The 20,329-nt window shown below is 45.6% G+C and carries 19 protein-coding genes and 1 pseudogene; 12 read left to right on the forward strand and 8 right to left on the reverse strand.

Annotated elements, in window-relative coordinates; all coding sequences use genetic code 11:
* Positions 1 to 222 precede the first annotated feature (222 nt).
* Both L5M40_RS09400 and pepB read right to left on the reverse strand, forming a co-directional pair.
* The gene (locus tag L5M40_RS09400) at positions 223 to 732 is read right to left on the reverse strand and encodes a GNAT family N-acetyltransferase (protein WP_263176515.1); all 510 of its coding nucleotides are present in this window, start codon (positions 730 to 732) and stop codon (positions 223 to 225) included.
* 177 nt (positions 733 to 909) lie between these two features.
* Positions 910 to 2,202 carry an aminopeptidase PepB gene (gene pepB, locus L5M40_RS09405; RefSeq protein WP_198572876.1) on the reverse strand — a complete coding sequence of 431 codons (1,293 nt, stop codon included), beginning with the start codon at positions 2,200 to 2,202 and terminating at the stop codon, positions 910 to 912.
* Between the two features lie 201 nt (positions 2,203 to 2,403).
* Between pepB and sfsA the strand changes: the two genes are divergently transcribed.
* The 10 genes and pseudogenes from sfsA to L5M40_RS09455 all read left to right on the forward strand — a co-directional run bounded on the left by sfsA (position 2,404) and on the right by L5M40_RS09455 (position 11,976).
* Positions 2,404 to 3,108 carry a DNA/RNA nuclease SfsA gene (gene sfsA / locus L5M40_RS09410; protein ID WP_263176453.1) on the forward strand — a complete coding sequence of 235 codons (705 nt, stop codon included), beginning with the start codon at positions 2,404 to 2,406 and terminating at the stop codon, positions 3,106 to 3,108.
* 163 nt (positions 3,109 to 3,271) lie between these two features.
* Positions 3,272 to 3,715 carry an RNA polymerase-binding protein DksA gene (gene dksA / locus L5M40_RS09415; protein ID WP_006082967.1) on the forward strand — a complete coding sequence of 148 codons (444 nt, stop codon included), beginning with the start codon at positions 3,272 to 3,274 and terminating at the stop codon, positions 3,713 to 3,715.
* A 169-nt stretch (positions 3,716 to 3,884) separates the two neighbouring features.
* Entirely contained in the window at positions 3,885 to 4,799 is a 915-nt protein-coding gene (gene gluQRS / locus L5M40_RS09420) for a tRNA glutamyl-Q(34) synthetase GluQRS (RefSeq protein ID WP_263256542.1), read from the forward strand.
* Positions 4,800 to 4,818: 19 nt separating this feature from the next.
* Positions 4,819 to 6,360, forward strand: a complete 1,542-nt coding sequence (locus L5M40_RS09425) for a polynucleotide adenylyltransferase PcnB (protein ID WP_263176451.1) — start codon at positions 4,819 to 4,821, stop codon at positions 6,358 to 6,360.
* Entirely contained in the window at positions 6,360 to 6,842 is a 483-nt protein-coding gene (gene folK / locus L5M40_RS09430) for a 2-amino-4-hydroxy-6-hydroxymethyldihydropteridine diphosphokinase (RefSeq protein WP_263176450.1), read from the forward strand. The genes L5M40_RS09425 and folK overlap by 1 nt, the downstream gene beginning before the upstream one ends.
* Before the next feature lie 56 nt (positions 6,843 to 6,898).
* On the forward strand, positions 6,899 to 7,696 hold the full coding sequence (panB, locus tag L5M40_RS09435) for a 3-methyl-2-oxobutanoate hydroxymethyltransferase (RefSeq protein WP_028761774.1): 798 nt from the start codon (positions 6,899 to 6,901) through the stop codon (positions 7,694 to 7,696).
* A 24-nt stretch (positions 7,697 to 7,720) separates the two neighbouring features.
* Entirely contained in the window at positions 7,721 to 8,566 is an 846-nt protein-coding gene (gene panC, locus L5M40_RS09440) for a pantoate--beta-alanine ligase (RefSeq protein ID WP_173246722.1), read from the forward strand.
* Positions 8,567 to 8,955: 389 nt separating this feature from the next.
* A pseudogene (locus L5M40_RS09445) lies at positions 8,956 to 9,483 on the forward strand (DUF4124 domain-containing protein).
* Positions 9,484 to 10,036: 553 nt separating this feature from the next.
* Entirely contained in the window at positions 10,037 to 10,456 is a 420-nt protein-coding gene (locus L5M40_RS09450; protein ID WP_105251518.1) for a curlin, read from the forward strand.
* Between the two features lie 14 nt (positions 10,457 to 10,470).
* Positions 10,471 to 11,976, forward strand: coding sequence for a curlin (locus tag L5M40_RS09455; protein ID WP_263176449.1), 1,506 nt, complete (start codon positions 10,471 to 10,473; stop codon positions 11,974 to 11,976).
* Between the two features lie 174 nt (positions 11,977 to 12,150).
* Here the strand turns inward: L5M40_RS09455 and L5M40_RS09460 are convergent, their stop codons facing one another.
* Positions 12,151 to 12,816, reverse strand: a complete 666-nt coding sequence (locus L5M40_RS09460; protein WP_014611267.1) for a helix-turn-helix transcriptional regulator — start codon at positions 12,814 to 12,816, stop codon at positions 12,151 to 12,153.
* A 394-nt stretch (positions 12,817 to 13,210) separates the two neighbouring features.
* On the reverse strand, positions 13,211 to 13,819 hold the full coding sequence (locus L5M40_RS09465) for a DUF2238 domain-containing protein (protein WP_105251516.1): 609 nt from the start codon (positions 13,817 to 13,819) through the stop codon (positions 13,211 to 13,213).
* Between the two features lie 154 nt (positions 13,820 to 13,973).
* Between L5M40_RS09465 and serA the strand changes: the two genes are divergently transcribed.
* Together serA and ygfZ are read left to right on the forward strand one after the other, a co-directional pair.
* Positions 13,974 to 15,203: a phosphoglycerate dehydrogenase gene (serA, locus tag L5M40_RS09470; RefSeq protein ID WP_105251515.1), complete on the forward strand. Its 1,230-nt coding sequence runs from the start codon at positions 13,974 to 13,976 to the stop codon at positions 15,201 to 15,203.
* Positions 15,204 to 15,357: 154 nt separating this feature from the next.
* The gene (ygfZ, locus tag L5M40_RS09475) at positions 15,358 to 16,320 is read left to right on the forward strand and encodes a tRNA-modifying protein YgfZ (protein ID WP_263256544.1); all 963 of its coding nucleotides are present in this window, start codon (positions 15,358 to 15,360) and stop codon (positions 16,318 to 16,320) included.
* A 754-nt stretch (positions 16,321 to 17,074) separates the two neighbouring features.
* Here the strand turns inward: ygfZ and L5M40_RS09480 are convergent.
* Genes L5M40_RS09480 through L5M40_RS09495 form a run of 4 tightly spaced genes read right to left on the reverse strand, consistent with a single transcriptional unit; the run spans position 17,075 to position 20,322 of the window.
* On the reverse strand, positions 17,075 to 17,296 hold the full coding sequence (locus tag L5M40_RS09480; protein ID WP_076500504.1) for a hypothetical protein: 222 nt from the start codon (positions 17,294 to 17,296) through the stop codon (positions 17,075 to 17,077).
* Complete coding sequence (locus L5M40_RS09485) at positions 17,293 to 19,083, reverse strand: hypothetical protein (protein ID WP_263256546.1); 1,791 nt, start codon at positions 19,081 to 19,083, stop codon at positions 17,293 to 17,295. The genes L5M40_RS09480 and L5M40_RS09485 overlap by 4 nt, the downstream gene beginning before the upstream one ends.
* Entirely contained in the window at positions 19,083 to 19,382 is a 300-nt protein-coding gene (locus L5M40_RS09490) for a hypothetical protein (RefSeq protein WP_263256549.1), read from the reverse strand. The genes L5M40_RS09485 and L5M40_RS09490 overlap by 1 nt, the downstream gene beginning before the upstream one ends.
* Positions 19,375 to 20,322, reverse strand: a complete 948-nt coding sequence (locus L5M40_RS09495; protein WP_263256551.1) for a hypothetical protein — start codon at positions 20,320 to 20,322, stop codon at positions 19,375 to 19,377. The genes L5M40_RS09490 and L5M40_RS09495 overlap by 8 nt, the downstream gene beginning before the upstream one ends.
* Positions 20,323 to 20,329: the final 7 nt, after the last annotated feature.

The following is a 20,329-nucleotide window of genomic DNA, read 5'->3' on the forward strand; positions in this document are numbered from 1 at the left end:
CTCAGAAAATAGGCTCTAGATTCTAGGAAAACAGAACGTTCGTAAACTCACTCACAGAACGCTGCACTTACCGAAAGGGCAAAGCCTGTTCCGTAAATCGTGAGTCACAAAGTGACGTTCTGTAGCAGTTTGCTGCATGCCGTTATCCGTAGCCGCAACGCGACGTTCTAGCAGTTGCGAAGCAACGCCTTAGATTCTAGCAGCAGCGTTTTTTGCGGCGCCCTAGCAGACCAAAGACCGTCCTAGATTTTTATACATCACCATGCACTCTAAGGCTATTCCTCTGGGCGAACAGTAGATAGATTCCTCCTCTAAACCCTCACCACCAAAACCACAGTGGCGATAGAAATCCACCGCATTTAAAGTTGATTCTAATCTGAGCTGGGCAATCCCCTGATTAAAAGCCATAGTTTCAATAAATTGCAGCAGCACTTTACCAACTCCTAACCCCATAGCATCGGGGGAAACAAACAAGGCTTCTAACTGGGCATAGGGTTCATCCAACATGGCAGTGCCGACCACAGTCTTAAGCTGCGACTCGTTAGAGGACAACTCTGCCACATAAAAATGTGCATCGACGATACGACTAAATTGCTCGGTCAGTTCGCCCTCGGTCCAAATCACCAGATCGCCCGCATCATAAAATCCGGCGCAGCCTTTATTAATGGCAGCATTGCGGATATCCCAGCAGGCCTGAGCATCCACTTTCGTTGCTTTTCGTATAGTTATCATCATGTTTTCCAATTAAAAATGCTCAGCCATAACATGCCATGAAGCCGCTAAAACGCCAAGTAAACGAGTGTTCTAATCTTTCAACCAATAAAAAACCGCCCGTAGGCGGTTTTAATCAAAGCTACAGAATCTTAATGGATCTTAGCTAACATATCTGATTTAGTCTTAGCGCTAGGCTTAGCCTTTAATCAATTCACTAATAGTCAATACGCCGTGAGTCGTTGCACCCGCGCCCCACATGGCAGAAGCTGAATCTTCAAAAGCGCCAGCTAAATCAACGTGTAACCATTTAGCTTCGGGTGACACAAAACGCCATAAGAAACCAGCGGCATTGGAAGCACCACCTGCACCGCCGCCTTTCATTGCGCGGCTGTTTGCGGTGTCAGCATAGGCAGATGGACACATTTCTTTGTGCCAAGGATCCAGCGGCAGCGGCCATACGCGCTCGGCAACGCTAGTGGCTTTTTGCTGTGCCAGTTGTAACACATCCGCCTGTGGCGAGAAAATCGCGTTGTAGTTAGAACCCACCGCCATCACAGCGGCGCCTGTAAGGGTCGCTGCATCGATAATAAAAGGTGCGCCTGTAGCAGAAGCAGCTTGTAGGCCATCGGCCAACACTAGACGCCCTTCCGCATCTGTGTTCACCACTTCAACTGTTACACCATTTTTGTAGGTCAGAATATCACCTAACTTATAGGCGCGACCGCTGATCAAGTTTTCAGCACAACATAAGAAGAGTTTAACGCGTTTGTTGAGGCCAGACTTGATCGCTAAACCAAGTGCTGCAGTCACAGTCGCCGCGCCGCCCATATCGCATTTCATGCCTAACATGCCTTCAGAAGCTTTGATACTGTAGCCGCCAGAATCAAAGGTAATCCCTTTACCCACAAGCGCCACAGACACGGGTGCATCGGCGGCTAATGGGTTGAAGTCTAACTCTAACATTGCCGGTGGACGCTCACTGCCGCGACCGACGGCATGGATACCAATCCACTGTTCTTCAAGCAGCGCTTCGCCTTCGATAATCCGATAACTCACCTTGTCGCCACCAACGTCAGCCAACCATTTTGCTGCTTGTTGGGCAAGCTTCACTGGCGACAGGTTCTCAGGCGTATCGTTGATCAGTTGACGGGCAAAGGTCGCCACATCGAGTCGACGTTGCAATTCTGCTTGCACAGACTCATCACCACACCAATGGATTTGATAGCCTGGTTTTGCCGTCGCAAAACCTTGGGCAAACACCCATTGGCTATTGAGATCCCAAAACTGGCCAGCTAATTCCACACTGCTAATGCCTTGACTGCGCAGTTTACGGGCCGCCATTTGAATTTGACGCAGCTCATCGCCACCCGCTAAATGAATTTGCGCACCGTCGGCAGTATAAGTCACATCAGCCTTGCCCCAGTGGGCTGCCGGTGCTTCTTTGGTTAATTGCACTTTCATCAATTCAGTTACTTTTAGTTCACTCATTAGGGATCCTTATTTTTCGATTCGTTTTAGAATAATCAATCAGAACAATCAATCAGCAATCAGAACAAACTTTATGGCGGCAGTTTACTGCTAGCAGGCGATGACGCAAAGTGATTGGCTGAAGTTACTCAGGTAAAATCTGTAAACATTTGCGAAATTTGCTAGGCTTTGCGACCTAGAACAGCCGAGATAGGTCTACCTATGGAATTTACACCGCCACTACAACAGGGCATTTTATTGCGCCGCTATAAGCGTTTTCTGGCCGATGTGCAGCTAAGCGATGGCAGTGAGATCACCCTACATTGCCCCAATACCGGCTCTATGCGTAATTGCTTGTATCCCGGTGAAACCGTGTGGTTTTCTACCTCTGATAATCCTAAACGTAAATATGCCCATACGTGGGAACTGATGACCACGCCAAATGCTGGCTTGATCGGTATCCACTCAGGTCAGGCGAACACCTTAGCCGAAGAAGCCATCAATAAAGGTATCATCAAGGAGCTCACGGGTTATGACAGCCTCAGCCGTGAAGTTAAATATGGTGATGAAAATAGTCGCATCGATATCCTGCTACAGGGTGCTCAAAAACCCGCCTGTTATATAGAAGTCAAAAGTTGTACTTTGCTCGAAGATGGCCAAGGTTATTTTCCCGATGCTGTGAGCCTACGCGGTCAAAAACATTTACGTGAATTGATGCACATGGTGAGTCAAGGCCATAGAGCAGTATTGCTATTTGTGGTGCAGCATAGTGAAATATTCAGTGTTGCCCCAGCAGCACATATCGACCCTGAATATGCTAAGTTACTGAAAATGGCTGTGTTAGCCGGCGTTGAAGTGCTAGCCTATCGCTGTAAAATCTCCCCGACTGAGATTCACCTAGCCCAAGCCTGCGATGTACGAGTATGATGTTAAGGCTGAGTTAAATTTGATTTCATTTGAATTAGCGAACATAGTCAAAAAATTCAATCAAAGCAGAATGAAAAGTTTGCCTCGATGTGAAGATTCTGCTATAGATAGCGGCCGTTCTTAAGGACGCCCTACAAACGCAAATGATTACAGGAGATGCGTTATGCCTGAAGGCACCAAAAAACTTGGCGTACTCGCTATCGCAGGTGTAAATCCTTACCAGGAAAAGCCGGGTGAGGAGTATATGAACGCTAAGCAACTGGGTCACTTCAAGACAATTCTTGAAGCTTGGCGCAATCAGTTGCGTGAAGAGGTCGACCGTACTCTTAGCCACATGCAGGACGAAGCCGCAAACTTTCCCGATCCTGTTGACCGTGCAGCACAAGAAGAAGAGTTCAGCCTCGAACTTCGTGCTCGCGATAGAGAACGTAAGCTGATCAAAAAAATCGAAAAAACACTGCAAAAAATTGAAGAAGACGACTTCGGCTTCTGTGATTCTTGCGGTATCGAAATCGGCATCCGCCGTCTCGAAGCGCGTCCAACAGCCGATCAATGCATCGACTGTAAAACGCTTGCAGAGATCAAAGAGAAACAAATGGCTGGTTAATCAAGCATACTGGGCGGGGATTTCCCCGCCTATTTGTTTCTAGCAACTCGTAAACTCGACGAGTTTAAGCCAAGCTCACTCCAATTTACCCCGATTCGCTTTTCTCTTAGCATCCCTCTAAAATACATCCACTTTTACCGTCGCGACTTTAAAACGCCATCTAGTTGTTATGTCAAAGCTATTACATTTCGATTTATCCAGCCAGCCCTATGTCGGCCGCTTTGCGCCTTCGCCTTCGGGTGCCTTGCACTTTGGCTCGCTTATCGCCGCCCTTGGCAGCTATCTGCGCGCCCGCTCGCAACAGGGTAAATGGCTAATTCGCATCGAAGATATAGATCCACCGCGGGAAGTCAAAGGCGCCGCCGATAATATCTTACGCACCTTAGAAGCCTATGGGTTTGAGTGGGATGATGTGCCTCTGTATCAAAGCCAGCGCACAGCGGCTTATCAAGCGCAAATTGACTCGCTGCTCGCCCAAGATAAAGCCTATTTCTGCCAATGTAGTCGCAAGCAAATTCAAGCCATGGGCGGCGTCTACGATGGCCGCTGTCACAGATTGCCACAAACCCAGTCTGCAAATCTTGTTAGGTCGGGTGCGGTGCGAATCGTCAACACGGCGCAAGTGCAAGAATTTTATGACAATCTAATGGGCCATATTTGCGTAGATAGCCATTTTGCCGCAGAGGATTTCATCATCAAACGCAGTGATGGTCTGTACGCCTATCAACTAGCCGTGGTACTCGACGATGCTTATCAAGGGGTCACCGAAGTGGTTAGAGGCTGCGATTTAATCGAAGCCAGTTGTCGCCAACTGAGTTTGTATCAAAGCTTTGGTTTAGCCGCACCGCAATGGCTGCACTTGCCACTCGCCTGCTTAAGTAAAGGCTTTAAGCTCTCAAAACAGAATCATGCACAGGCAATTGATACACTTAATCCACAGGCGAGCCTCAATGCGGCGCTGGCATTTTTAGGCCAAACACCAGTCGAAACCCGCGGCTCTGTGGCACAAATGCTCGCTCAAGCCGTGGATCAGTTTCAATTATCCACTATACCGCAACAATCTGAGATACTGATCGAGCCCTGATATACTCATTAGGCCGCATTTGGTATATGATAGCCGCCAGATTTTTAATCAAATAACAGATCATATTTCGAGGTGTCCCATTTTTCGCCGTATCAGCCAATTCTGCAAACAGCTATTTGAAGACGCGCCTAAAACGACCGCTCCGACTCCAGCTCAGATTGAACCAACAACACCTGAACAAAGTTCCGGTGCTTTGAGTTTAGAGTTAGTACCAAGAGATGCCCATACCATCTCGCGCAAACAAATCAGCGAGAATGCCCTTAAGGTATTATACAGACTGAATAAATCTGGCTTTAAAGCCTATTTAGTCGGCGGCGGTGTACGCGATTTACTCTTAGGGATTGAACCGAAAGATTTCGACATAGTGACCAATGCAACACCGGAAGAAATCAAAAAATTATTCCGTAATTGCCGTGTTGTCGGTCGCCGTTTCCGCTTAGCGCACATTGTTTTCGGTCGCGATGTGATTGAAGTCGCCACCTTCCGTGGTCACCATGGCGAAAGCAATGAGAAAGTCTCGAAAGCCAATGCCGAAGGGCGTTTGCTGCGCGATAACGTCTATGGCGAAATCGATGAAGATGCCGAGCGCCGCGACTTTACTGTCAATGCCCTCTATTACGATATCAGCGATTACTCGATTCGCAGCTACGGCGGCGGTATGGCCGATCTCAAAGCTGGCACGCTGAGATTAATCGGCGATCCAGAAACCCGTTACCGTGAAGATCCCGTGCGTATGTTAAGGGCGGTGCGTTTCGCCACTAAACTCAACATGGGTATCGAAACAGTAACAGCAGCGCCGATTAAACAATTAGCGCCGCTGCTCAAAGATATTCCGGCAGCGCGTATGTACGAAGAAGTGTTAAAACTCTTCTTTGCAGGTAAAGCCTTAGCCAACTTCGAACTGATGCAAGAATACAAGCTATTCGTACCGCTGTTTCCGCAAGTGGCAGCACTGCTGAAAGATGATCCTAAAGGTACGACCATGAAAATGGTGCAAGCCATCATGAAGAGCACAGATCAAAGAGTTAACGAAGATAAGCCGGTCACACCTTCATTCTTCTATGCTGCGCTTCTCTGGTATCCACTGCGTCAACGCGCCGAAGATATCGCGGTTGAAAGTGGCCTGACGTTATACGATGCCTTCTTTGCCGCCATGGGCGATGTGATGGAGCAGCAATGCCAAACCATTAGTATTCCGCGCCGTTTTAGTACGCCGGCAAAAGACATTTGGCAGTTGCAGTTACGCTTTGATCGTAGCCAAGGCACCCGCGCCTTTAAACTGATGGAGCATCCTAAGTTTAGAGCCGCATACGATTTACTCTTACTCAGGGGCGAAGTCGAAGCGGGTAATATCGCTAAAAGTGCCGCTTGGTGGCAACAATTTGTCGAAGCCGATGAAACAGAACGTTTAGCTATAGCGCGTAGCGGCAGTAAATCGCCAAACCGCAACCGTAATGCCACCCAACGTCGTCGCCGTCCTCGTGCACCTAATGCCGATGGTTCAGCGCCGACGAACGCACCTAAAGCGAGTGGCACACCTAAAGTTAAAACGGCTGAATAATGCCCCGCGTCTACGTCGCATTAGGCGCAAATCTTAAAGATCCCAAGGCTCAATTGGACAATGCCGTGACGGCATTGTCCGCCTTAGGCAACAGTCTCATCGTTTCTCCCTATTACCATTCGACGCCTATGGGCGATGTCGTGCAACCCGATTATGTAAATGCGGTGGCGAGTTTCGATACTGATCTTGCGCCATTAGCTTTACTCGATGCACTGCAGCATATTGAAAACACCCAAGGTCGAGTCCGCCTAGAGCGTTGGGGGCCTAGAACCTTAGATCTCGATTTACTCTTGTATGGTAATGAGAACATTGACATTCCTAGACTCAAAGTGCCCCACTACGGCATGAAAACGCGCAGCTTTGTGCTCGTGCCTTTAGCCGCAATTGCACCGGATCTGATTCTGCCGTGCAACACTGCCATCGACAGTCTTATCGATACAAAAATGTTGGCCGAGTTACAACAACTGGGCATTGATCATTGAAGTCCGTCCTCAGTTAGCTTATAACACCACTTCTATTTGGTTTGAAGATCATCCATATGTCTAAAATTACTAGCTCAACCCTGTTGAAATACAAACAGGAAGGTAGAAAATTCACGGCACTGACAGCCTATGATGCCAGTTTTGCCAGCGCGTTCGATAGCGAAGGTGTCGATGTGCTGCTGGTCGGCGATTCTTTGGGAATGGTTCTCCAAGGCCATGACGATACCCTGCCCGTCACTACAGCAGAAATCGCTTACCATACTCGCTGTGTTCGTCGCGGTATCGAACGTGCGCTGCTGATCGCCGATATGCCCTTTATGAGTTACGCCACGCCAGAACAAGCCATGGTCAACGCCACTGAGTTAATGCAAGCTGGCGCAAACATGGTCAAAGTCGAAGGTGGCCACTGGTTACTCGAAACCGTCACTAAGCTCACCGAACGCGGTATTCCTGTATGTGCCCACTTAGGCTTAACGCCTCAGTCGGTTCATGTGTTTGGTGGTTTTAAAGTGCAAGGCCGCGATGCCGAAAATGCCCAGCGCATCCTCGACGAAGCTAAAGCTTTAGAAGCTGCAGGGGCTCAACTACTCGTAGTGGAATGTATCCCTGCACCTCTCGCTGCGGCGATCACTCAAGCCTTAACGATTCCAGTCATTGGAATTGGCGCAGGCGCATCGACCGACGGTCAAATCTTGGTGATGCATGATGTGTTAGGTATTTCAAGTGGTTACATTCCACGTTTCTCGAAAAACTACCTAAAACAAACCGGTGAAATTCGTTCTGCGGTACGTGCTTATATCGACGAAGTTGCCCAAGGAACTTTTCCTGGCGAAGAACACACTTTTAACAAATAACAGATTTATGCAAGGTAAGGCTCAATGATCACTAGCGCCCATATTGATGATATTCGCACTCAAGTGCGTGCATGGCGTGCCAAGGGCGAAACTGTCGCCTTCGTGCCGACCATGGGCAATCTCCATCGGGGACACATCACCTTAGTGAAAGAAGCGGCTAAACGTTGTGATCATGTGGTGGTATCGATTTTCGTCAATCCAATGCAATTTGGCCAGAATGAAGATCTCGATGCCTACCCACGCACACTTGCCGCCGACAGTGAAGCCCTCACCGCCGCTGGCGCTGAGTTGCTGTTTACCCCAACACCAGCCGTGATGTATCCCAAGGGCTTAGCGCAACAAACCTATGTTGAAGTGCCAGGTATTTCAGATCTGCTCTGCGGCGCTAGCCGTCCGGGGCATTTTCGAGGCGTTGCGACTATCGTCTGTAAACTATTCAACATAGTACAGCCCGATGTGGCACTCTTTGGCAATAAAGACTATCAACAGCTATTAGTCATTGAAACTATGGTTGAAGACTTGTCATTACCGATTGAGATTATCGGTGTTGATACCATACGTGAGGACTCAGGTTTAGCCATGAGTTCGCGCAATGGTTATCTCACCGCCGCAGAAAAAGCCGCGGCACCAGCGTTAAAACAGGCAATAGATGCTATGGCTGCAGGGATCAAACAAGGTCAGAGTGTTGATGCTGTCACCGAGCAAGCGAAAATCAGTTTAGTGGCGGCGGGCTTTACGCCGGATTATCTGGAAATTCGTCATGCTCACACGCTTGAGAAAGCGCAGAGCCAAGACCAAACCTTAGTCATTTTGGCCGCTGCCTATATAGGTAAAGCGCGACTTATCGACAACTTAAGGTTCGATCGCTAATCTCTTAAGCGTTATCAATAAATAAAAAGGAGCAGTCGCTCCTTTTTATTTACCTAATGACCGACCAGAAGCTATTTTCTTCTTTAGAATCAATCCCAGCGCTAAAAATTTGAAGCGTCAAAAAACTGGTTTTATCCCTAAATTTACGCCATAGTATGATGCAGATGTTAATTTAAGGTAAATGATTAGCGGCAGACATTGACGAGTGAATTTGACCTTCTAATGATGCATGGCTAATCCTTTAATTTATTGGACTTAACAGCCGGTTAAGCCTAATAAAAACGGTTATAAAGGCATAATAATGTAAACGTCATAATCATTATTTATCATGCTTAATCAAACAATTAAATCATAATAGCTATGCAAGTGTACAAAGGATTTGTGGCCTCATGGCAAGACTGATACTCACCCTAATTTGTGTTATTTTGCCCACTGCAATACAGGCAAATACTATTTATAAATGCCGTAAAGATGACAAAATTGTCTTTAGCCAAACCGCTTGTCCGCAGGAATTTAGCCAACATAAAATCGAATACCAGTTAGGGATAACGACTGAAGTAGACTCTGATAAAAGGGACATTCCTGTCGATCCCTTACACACTCTACTGAATAGTCGAACCATTTCTAAAGAAAAATTATTGCAGTTACTCGACGGCGAGATATATCGTCTTAAGCAGGAAAATAGCTATTTTGAAATTCTGCGCGCCAGTGAATTGCAGAAATGAGAACGTAAGCGTTATTGGCAAAATAAAGAGAAAACCGATCCTGAATACATTAACGAAATGGACGATATCAATACTCGCTTCAATGCGTTAACTGTGAGTAATAACAGTGCGATGCAGCAACTAGAAGACCGTAAAAGCCAAATCAGTACCGAAGCATTCCATGAAGAGTTAAAAGAACCAGAAAAGCACTGATCTCGCATAAAACAGTAGTATTAATCTTCTCTCTACCCCATTAAGGAATTTAATCATAATAATGGTTACTCTTCCGCTCACAGTAATGTCCCTTTGTTTAACCTAGAATTCATTACTGCAAGGACAAGAAGCCTGTTGTTGCACACAGGGTAAATGACATAGGTTGCTACAGTTAATTAAACTCCACAGCAGTTTCTCACTGGCACAAACGCGTGCTTTTTTATCAAGAAAATGCAAACGCGATAGTCGATGTATTTCCCTTCACTTGTTATTGCATTGTTTAAAAATCAAATACTCGCTTCACAACAAATACGACTTAACTACTAGGACAACTAGACTAGACCCCTTAAATAAAAACACGTCAATAAACATATAAAATCTATTTAATCAATACGATATAAATACAGCTATCATTTACCTTCCGTTAATCCTTTCTAGAATAAATACCCGTTTGGCCAATTGCGACATATTAACGGGACTCGTATCTTCAGGTCTGAATTTGGGATGCAAGTTGCTTTAAGCAGCCCAAGATATTTGATGCAAGGAGTCACCCGTGCCAAATACCTCTATACGCTTTTTGGTGCCGCTGATCTTGCTCTGTAGTTGTATGACTTCAGCACAAGAGCTGAATGTCAACGAGTTACCCGTAACCCTTCAGGCATTACTGGAACGTTCCGGTCGCGATAACCTTATCGAGCTGGTTCAACAAGGCACTGCCAACCAAGGATTACTGTTCCAGTCTGGCAGCGATAACAAGGCCGATGTAACACAAGTGGGCAATGATAACGATGCGCTAATCACACAGATTGGTTCAAACAATGAAGTCCAACTACTGCAAGTCGGCAGTCAAAATACGGCTTCAGTGACACAAATTGGCAATGACAATCTCGTGCAACTGAACCAACTAGGAAGCGGCAACTTTTCGATTCAACAGATTGCGGATGGTGCTGCAATCTCAATAACTCAATATTAAACAGGGAGCGTCACATGAAATCACAAGCTAAAAAATCACTTATTGCTTTGGCCATTGCAACAGGTTTAAGCGGTCAAGCTTTTGCTGCCAGTACAGTGAGTGAAATTAGCGTAGTACAGTCAGGCCAAGCCCAAGACACTTTAGTCTCACAAACGGGTGGCCTTAACGCCGCTGCGGTTGTACAAACAGGTAGAGATCAAACCGCAACCGTCATCCAAGACGGTGTGTGGCATGAAGCGGCTATTAATTCAACGGGTGATGATAACAAGGTCCAAATAACGCAACAAGTTGACTGGCATGTGGCAAGTGCAAATGTTGTAGGTGACAACAACAATGTAAATGTGTCGCAAGATGGTTTCTTTAACCAAAGCAGTAGCGATGTTACTGGCAACGATAACACAGTATTCGTTAACCAATTAGGCGAAGTCAACGAAAGCCAAGTTGAAATCACTGGCGCTGAAAACAGCGTGTTTGTTGAGCAAGAAGGCGACGCAAACTTTGCAGTTTTTCGCGTTGAAGGCAGCAACAACGACGGTAAAATCACACAAATCGGTGACAACAACCAAGCAGGTTTAATCGCTCTCGACTTAACCGCTAACGTGGGTAACAACAACGACGTTTCTGTTAATCAAGCGGGTAACAATAACTTTGGCGCAGCGAAAGGTATTGCAGGTAATGACAACACAGTAGACATGGTCCAAAAAGGTGATAACCATGTTGGCTTCGTTTACGCACTGGCCGGCAGCGACAACGATATTTCAATGGATCAAAAAGGTAACGGCAACACGGCTTATCTTGCGATGACTACGGGTGATGACAACAGTGTCGATATTACCCAAAATGGCAGCGGCAACACTATCGGTGATACTTTAGTGGCCGATATCCAAGGTGATGATAACGATATTACTATCACTCAAAAAGGCGATGTCAACGGTGCGGAGTTCCAAGTATGGGGCGATAGCAACGATGTTGACTTGAAACAAAAAGGCGATGCGAACTTCGCGACCTTTGGTGCATACGGTACAGATAATGACTTCGATTTATCTTCTAAAGGCGATAACAACGAAATCATTGCCTTCGCTGATGGTGAAGATAACAGTATTGAAGTCAGCCAAGAAGGCGATGAGAACTTTGCTTATGTAGATACCGTGGGTAGCGATAACGAAGTTGATGTTGAGCAAGATGGCGCTGAGAACGAAACATTGATTTCTGTTGCTGGCAACAACAATGCCGATGTCAGCGCACTTCAAAGTGGCGATCTTAACGTTATTGACCTGATTATTGAAGGTGATGAAAACACCGCGCAAATTACTCAATCAGGTAACGGTAACTGGGTAGGCGGCGATAACGACACTTCATTTGCTTCAAATTCATTTGGCGTTAGCGGTGACAATAACAGCCTGTCAATCACTCAAACGGGTAATGACAACTTAGTGTTAGGTTCTCAAGCAGGCACTAACAACAGCATCAACGTGAACCAATCAGGCAATATGAACGTTGCCACTGTAGTGCAATACTAGTCAATACTGTTAAACCACCACAGCTAAACTCTTTAGTGGTGGTTTATAAAAAGGGTATTAAACAAAAAGCGGGAATGTTTAAATAAACATTCCCGCTTTTCTATGTTGATATGCTAGTAATCATTAACATTAACCACTCACAGCGAAAAGCTAACGACCAATATCTTTAACTGACTAACTGCACAGCTCAAAGTGAGTTTGATAGGTTTGCGCCCAACGTAAAAGCTCAACCCGATTACGAGACTGTGTCTTGCGGAAAATAGAAGAAATATGCGCCTTCACTGTATGTTCGCTGATACATAACCTATGAGCGATTTCTTTATTTCTCGCACCACTCGATACGAATTGAATGATAGTGCGTTCACGGGATGTCAGCATCTGCAGCATAGCCACAGTATCAGAGGGCATTTCATTATTACCTTCTAACTTTTGTACGACACGGCGGAACATTTTGCTTAGCAAAGTTCTATCGTACCAAAGTTCCTCTGCCACCATTTTACGTAAACCCGTTAACATCAGATCCATACGTTGATCGGCAAATAAAATACCTCGAATGCCGAGCAACATTGCAGATTCTTGGTCTAAGGAGTCTCGCTCAACTTGATACAGCGCCACAGGAAAATGTGACACTAATCGCGAAGCTAACAGAGGTATCCCTTTGTTATCTAATGCAGAACCTTTTTGGGTGATCAGATAAAAACTACGGCGACTCTTGTCTAAATCCAGTTCTGCCGCATGCTTTACTATACGCGTTTTCAAACCTATGGATTCAGCGAGTAACGCTAAATGACATGGCGCGGCCATTTGGTGTAAAAAAACCAATTCATTAATTGTGCTCAATGACTCTCCTCCCTGAAAAGTATTCTCTATTGCAAAATGGTATGTTTGACTCGTCTTTTTAGTTAGATTTTTCAACATTCCATTAACCTAGTTAATTCTGACTAGTTAACGATTGAAAAACATCACCCAAATGTACTATTCCCTGTTTAATGCTAGTAGGTTCGACTAACTCACCACAATAAAATGGAATAACAGTCAAAAATACCGTTTTACTTGGCCAACGCCCAGCACCTAATACTTTCCAACTATGACGTTATCAATCCAAAGTTGCAACACAAAGAAAACACAATAACAACACTAAAGTATGACAACTCAATGTCATCACACTCACACCATACATTTCAGGGAAGAAAGTCTTACAACTCGAACAGAGAGCATCACCCACTTTTAGCCGCTAAATCCTCTGCTTGAGTCTCGCGATTTGTTTATCTTGAAAACGAGACAGTAAAGCTAACGCGACAATTGCACCAATGAGGGCAAGAAACATGTCAGATTGGGTATCCCATACATAGCCTTGAGTCCCTAAAAAGGCTTCCGCCCCTTCGCCGGTTGCCACAGCAACCCACCATTCGATCAGTTCATAAAACGCCGAAAAAGCGAGCACAAAACAAGTGGCAAGAAACGCACACCAAGCCCCAGGTTTAACAGCTTGATTACGCAACATAATTTCACGGGCAAGCATAGCTGGGATAAAACCTTGCGCAAAATGACCCACTTTATCGTAATTATTACGTTCTGAACCCATCCAATCGGCAATCGTGTCGAATAACGGCACTTCAGCGTAAGTATAATGAGCGCCTACAAACAACACACAGCAGTGTATTAAGACGAGAAAATATACTAAAGGTGTTAGTGGAAAACGTTTACGAGTAAAGAATAAAATCGGTACAGCAATCAATGCAGGCAAGGCTTCGAGCCACCATGTGAAAGGATCTGCGGGTTTTATCGCCGACCACACCAAAACTGAGAGGTAAATACCGCACCATGCGATTTTGTTATTCAATGTTTCTTCCTCTTATGCGATATTGTTCTAAATTTAGAATATTAACTTTAGCCATCTAGCCCTCCACACTGAGCAAAAAAAGTGCTACTTTGGTGGGTGAAGGTTGTGAGCATATCATAAGAAACATTTCTATTAATTAGAGGGTACCCATATCATGGCGAAACATTCGCTGGACAAGGATAAGATCAAGATCCTGCTGTTGGAAGGCGTCCACCAATCTGCGGTCGATGTATTTGAACGTGCGGGATACACCAATATCGAATACCACAAAGCTTCCTTAAGCGATGAAGCCTTACTTGAGTCCATTAAAGATGCGCATTTTGTGGGACTTCGTTCGCGTACCCAATTAACTGCAGAGGTGCTGAAACGTGCCGAGAAGTTAATCGCGATAGGATGTTTCTGTATTGGAACCAACCAAGTTGACCTTGCCACCGCCGAATCCCTTGGTATCCCAGTATTTAACGCTCCCTTCTCAAACACTCGCAGTGTTGCAGAACTCGTGATTGGCGAAATCATTATGTTGATGCGGGGTATCCCTGAACGCAACGCTATCGCTCACCGTGGCGGCTGGATGAAAACCGCAGCGGGCAGCTATGAAGTGCGTGGTAAAACCTTAGGTGTGATTGGTTACGGCCATATTGGTACTCAACTTGGCATTCTGGCGGAAACCTTAGGTATGCGCGTCGTGTTCTTCGATATCGAAGACAAACTGCCACTAGGTAACGCACAACAAGTCCATTCGTTGGAACTCCTATTAGCACAAGCTGATGTAGTAAGCTTACATGTCCCTGAAACTCCACAAACAAAAGACATGATAGGCGCTGCCGAGTTTGCAGCAATGAAAAAGGGCAGCATCTTTATCAACGCATCACGCGGTACTGTAGTCGATATTGAAGCTTTAACCGTTGCGTTAAAAGAACGTCACCTCGCAGGTGCCGCAATCGATGTGTTCCCCGTTGAACCACAATCGAATGACGATGAATTTATCAGTCCTCTACGCGGTTTAGACAATGTTCTACTCACGCCGCATGTCGGCGGTAGCACGGCCGAAGCCCAAGAAAACATTGGTATCGAAGTCGCGGGTAAGCTCGCTAAATACTCAGACAACGGCTCAACCGTTTCTGCGGTTAACTTCCCTGAAGTGTCATTACCAACGCATAAAGGCACCTCGCGCTTGCTGCATATTCACCAAAACCGTCCGGGCGTGTTGATCAAGATCAACCAAGCCTTCTCGGAAAAAGGCATCAACATCGCCGCCCAATATTTGCAGACCACCGCAGAAATTGGTTATGTCGTGATGGAAGTCGACACAACTCAAGCGGAAGAAGCCTTAGTTGAACTCAAAGCGATTGAAGGTACATTGCGTACCCGCGTGCTGTTTTAAACTTTAAACTCCACTCGCTTTAAGCCTATCGACTAAAGCACACATATTAAGGCGCACAGATCATTCACAGATATGTGCGCCTTATGCTTTTGAGCTAACTGGAATTCCGTTACAATCTAGCCTCTCACATCGTCTTCATTTTCAGGATCTCGCTATGACTATTTCAGTTTCTACGCCCCATTGGGATCTGGACGCTACCTTGCCTCCACTTATGCTTGCCAACTTATCTCATTTGGGCCTCATCAAAGTCGTTGGAGAACAAGGCCGCAGTTTTATCCATGGCCAAGTGACCACAGATATCAGCTCATTGGCCACGGATCAATGGCGCTGGGGCGCCCATTGCGATCCTAAAGGTAAAATGCTGGCAAGTTTCAGAACCTTTGCCATTCAAGATGCACTCTTTATGTTGATGCCAAAGGATGCCATCGAAGTCGATTTACCCCAGTTACAAAAATATGCCGTGTTTAGTAAAGCCACCCTAAGCAATGCATCCGCTGAATGGACTCTGCTCGGGGTTGCCGGTGAACAGGCAAGCCAATTCGTGAACAAACATTTTGGTGACATTCAGCAAGAGCTCACTCTCATTGAAAAGGGTGCGATTTTAAAAGACGCTGAACGTTTTATTTTAGTATTAACACCAAATGCCGCAGCGGCTTTAGTTGCGCAATCGGAACTGAGTGTATTTGACGCCAGTGCATGGCAAGCGTTAGAGATTGCAGCGGGTTACCCCAACCTTGCCGCCAGCCATGCCAGTCAGTACGTACCGCAGATGTGTAATCTACAAGCGGTTAACGGTATCAGCTTCAATAAGGGCTGTTACATGGGACAAGAAACCATAGCGCGAATGAAATATCGCGGTGGTAATAAACGCGCCCTGTATATTTTGCGCGGTCACACCAATCTTCAAATCACCCTAGCATCAGGCCTCGAAATCGCGATGGAAGACAGTTTTCGCCGTGGCGGTCAAATCATTGAGTTTGTACAGCGCGGCAACCAAGTCTTGTTAACCGCCGTACTTCCTAATGACACGGCTAATGATACTCAGCTACGTTTTGCCGACGATGAACAATCACATTTAACGCTCCAAGCCCTGCCCTACTCATTAGATGAAGCGTAATACTTTGATTTAATATGATTAGTATAAAATATTGAAGCAGAATAAAGGCGCCAATGGCGCCTTTCTCTTAGTCAATGCACTTCGAGCATCAATTTTCTAAATAAGTATCTCGAATGGCAATTGCTTCTGGCAGTGTAGCGCGGCGCGAATTGTGATCACTTGTCGCGCTAATGTTGATCACACTATATCAGCTAATCGCCTCACTTTTTACCCATCCCAATTAAACCGCTTTAAAGGTGGTATAAACCACCTTTAAACACCTCGTAAACTCTCCCTACTAACACACTTCCTAGATCACGCAACTGTATTTCATTTTGAATTTCGAAAGAAAACCTATGGTGTTTTCTGTGGTTAAATCTCTTTAACCGATAAAAAGGGTCTGAATATGCCATTGCGCGTTTTAGGAACTATTTTATTCTGAGATTCATAACCAGATACAGATCGGCATGATCCTGAAGGAGTAAGACTAACTGAACATAAAACACACAGTTAAAGCTTGTAACCATAAAAATTAGTAACTGTTGACGCAATAAATGAAAGGAGATTATATGCACGTTGTGAGTACCGACCCATTTCAAAGCTTAGAAAGCAAGTTAGTGATAATGCTTGATTGCGTTGAAAGTAAGCGAGATGAGCTAGGACAGATGAGCCACTCGGCATGGACGGAACACATTAGCTCGATCATTAATGATGTCAGAACATTGAGATCAAAAGACAAAAAGTAGTATGACTAGCCCCTCGATGAGGGGCTTTTTTATATCTCTAATTCTACATACGTCAGGTCGGCAGCTTGGCCTTGGATCTGGCCATCAACGATATACACTTTTCCGCTGGCAACTGAGTCACCCAAAACAGTCTGATAACTGCCATCGGCGTGCTGCACTGTCGTGGTGCCATTCGTCACGTTAATCACAGTGGCAACACTGCGCTGAGGCTTAGGGTTTAGGTTCGCTAAGCGTTGATAGATGTTGCTCATGCCATGGCCTCATTACGCAATAGCGTGACGGTCTGATTCACTGTAACTATCCCCGTTGACTCATTAACGCTGCCGCTTATGCTGAAGCTTTCACACACTGACTTAAACACCTCGGCACCTTTGCGAACCCCAATTAACATGCCTGGTCGCATGGGCGGTAAATCCGCCATGACCTTAGCGCGAATGCTGTTTTGCACCTTATTACCTGCGTTGGCTAATTCGGCCGTTGCGCGCATTCTCGCGGCTTGATTATCAGTGATTAACTTATCCACTATATCAGCAGCAAAGTTGTCTCCAGCGGTCCCGAAACGTTTCACTTTCGCCGCCACACCTTGCTGTTCACCACGCACAAACACCGCATTAGCATCGGGACGAATGTCGATACGCTCGTTAAATTCGAGGATCACTCCATCGTGCAAAATCACATCGGGAATTGCGCTTGCGGTATTCCAAGGCACGACTGGCCACTGAGGGATCACCGTTATAGTCTGAGTTTCATCGTTCACATCGAGCATGGCCCCAATGCTGTTTGCCATCATATTAATGGCTTCTGCGGGAGTTTTTGCGGCATAGCTAAAAGCATTTGCGGGTACTGGGTAATCGGTGATCTGGCTGGCGACGGTCCACCCAGTATTGGCCACAATATCGACCATCAAACCAATAAAGCTGCGGGATACCACATTCACATAATTGATGGCCTTTCGGTTCGGGCTGGCGAGAGTTGCTAAACGGCCTCGACCTGTCGCGCTATAACTGGTTTTACCGAAGGCTTTAGACTCGCTGGGAGACTCACAAAGCAGGTAAAAGTCATAGCCGTTAATGCTTATTTTCAGCAATTCATTTGCGGCACGCTCGGCATCAATACGAGATGAAAACGTTAAACTGCCGCTACTGGCCCATTGCGAACGGGACTGGGAAATAGATACAGATTTGAGCACCACAGCAACGCCGTCACTCACACGAACACAACTGATTTGAGGCTGCATGAGGTAACTCCTTCTGATTTGCGGTTCGATGGGGATCTTAAAATCAATGGTGGGTAAAGATGGATTTGTGCCTATCAGGCCGCCGCCATCGTCCCAGTAGCACACGTTCGGTGAGGCCGTAAATCTAAGCCGTGTTGGTCTGGTTGAGTTAATCCAAGGTTCGCTAAAGCGCAGCGTGACCTTACCCACTGGAGGTACGTATTTACTGGAACATACCCAACGCGCCGCATGGGGAGCCCATGCAACAGTCTTATTATCACCTTGGCTTTGAATGTTGGTATAGCTAAGCGCTATCTCTGTCGCGAGTTGCTCGCCGACATGCAATTTAACGGTAATTTGCTGGCTCTTGGCGGCTGCTTGTGACCACTGCATTCCAAGCACTGTCTGCTGCAGCTCTGGCACTATCCAATTGCTCATTGCTTGCTGACTATGAGCCTCTGGTACCAACCAATTCATATCAAGTTGAAAAGGTATCAACGTATTCCACTGCCACTCAATGGCGAACGCTTCTCCCGCTAATGGTGGCGAGGCATTCCATAACAAGCTGATTTGCTGCTTTAGAAGAATACTTTCCCATGCAAAAAGTGCATGAGTGCCGTGTGATTGGCTACGTGTAATGAGGCTAATTTTCTGCTCAACACTTTGACCTGTATCCATTACCAAACCGCAAAGCATACCTATGCTGCCAACACGGATAGGTAGATCGGGTAACTCAGGAATAGAGTCATCACCAAACCGGATTTTTATCGGTGAAGTTTTATTAGGCCAAGGCTTAGTAAATCTTAAAATGATGGCTGTCATTAGCGTACATTCACAATGTTGCCATTAATTAATTCGGCCTTAACTCCATCAACTATTTCAGAGTTATAAACGTTATCATCATCTAATATTCCAACCAGTAAGGAGTGAGTATTACTGTGTTGGATTGGAACAATAAATTTCATCACTTTATTGTTTTGCAATTTGAAATTTTGATATGTTTCACCACTTAAACGATTAATAATCAATACTCGCTCAGCGTCAATATCGGCATCAACTTCAACCATAGCCTGAGCGAATGCCCTATCTTTTGCTGCAGAAACATTGATAATTTTAGTCATACCATTGTTCCGTATTGATCCAAAGATGAGGTACAAAGTTCGATCTTAACAGCGTATGCATGACACCATTCATCGGCACATCAATCGGCCAATCGTCATCCCTGTATCCAATAAAGCATGAGGAATACATACCGGGTACTTTGGCTCTCACCATTGGGCTAATCATACTGCTTGCCGAAACAGTACCGTTACGATCTGTTGAGTTATAAGTAATAGTCAGTAGTAATGGTGATAATATGTGCTGAACACCTAAGGTTTCTGCATTTTGGTTATAACTTGCTGTATTGTTATTGCCTGTAAATGGATCGTTAGCGGTGTATTCTTTTACCCCACCATTCCCACCATCGGTATCATAAAATCGTGCATATTTAACGCTATGGTTTACACCAAAATTATTTGTTGTATTACCACCACCAGTACCGCTAATTAAGGTGAAGGTACTTTGATCATTTGCATAAAACGACTCAGCGTCACCAATGAAATACATTTGAAAATATGAATAGCTGCTAGTGCTGTTCCCGTCTGACATTGTCATCTTATTGGTTTGATGTAAAATTAAATAAAACCCTCTCGATGTACCAATAATTTCCCAACCTCTATGAGTCGATTGATTCATCAAAGCTCGGTATGGCACTTCTTTGATGAATGCATCGAGATCACTCATGCCTGCACTGGCCCACATGTAGCAAGTAGCATTATTCGAGTTCGCACCACTAAATTGAAAATAACCGCCACTCCCCCCGTCAGTTGTGGTGTTGCGAAACGCAACTTTCAAAGCGGCTGCATTTTCAAATTCCAATGTCCAGCCTAGTGGGGCTTTACCCCCATAACCTTCGACCAAAACCTTTTTGAGAATGTTAATCCACTCTGACGCATTAGCATTAACCAACTGCGGGGCACCCGCATCGGTATAACGATAAACAGTAACTGGTAATCCCATTGCAATT

This window comes from Shewanella sp. SM68 (genome assembly GCF_025653925.1).
Lineage (GTDB): Bacteria > Pseudomonadota > Gammaproteobacteria > Enterobacterales > Shewanellaceae > Shewanella > Shewanella oncorhynchi.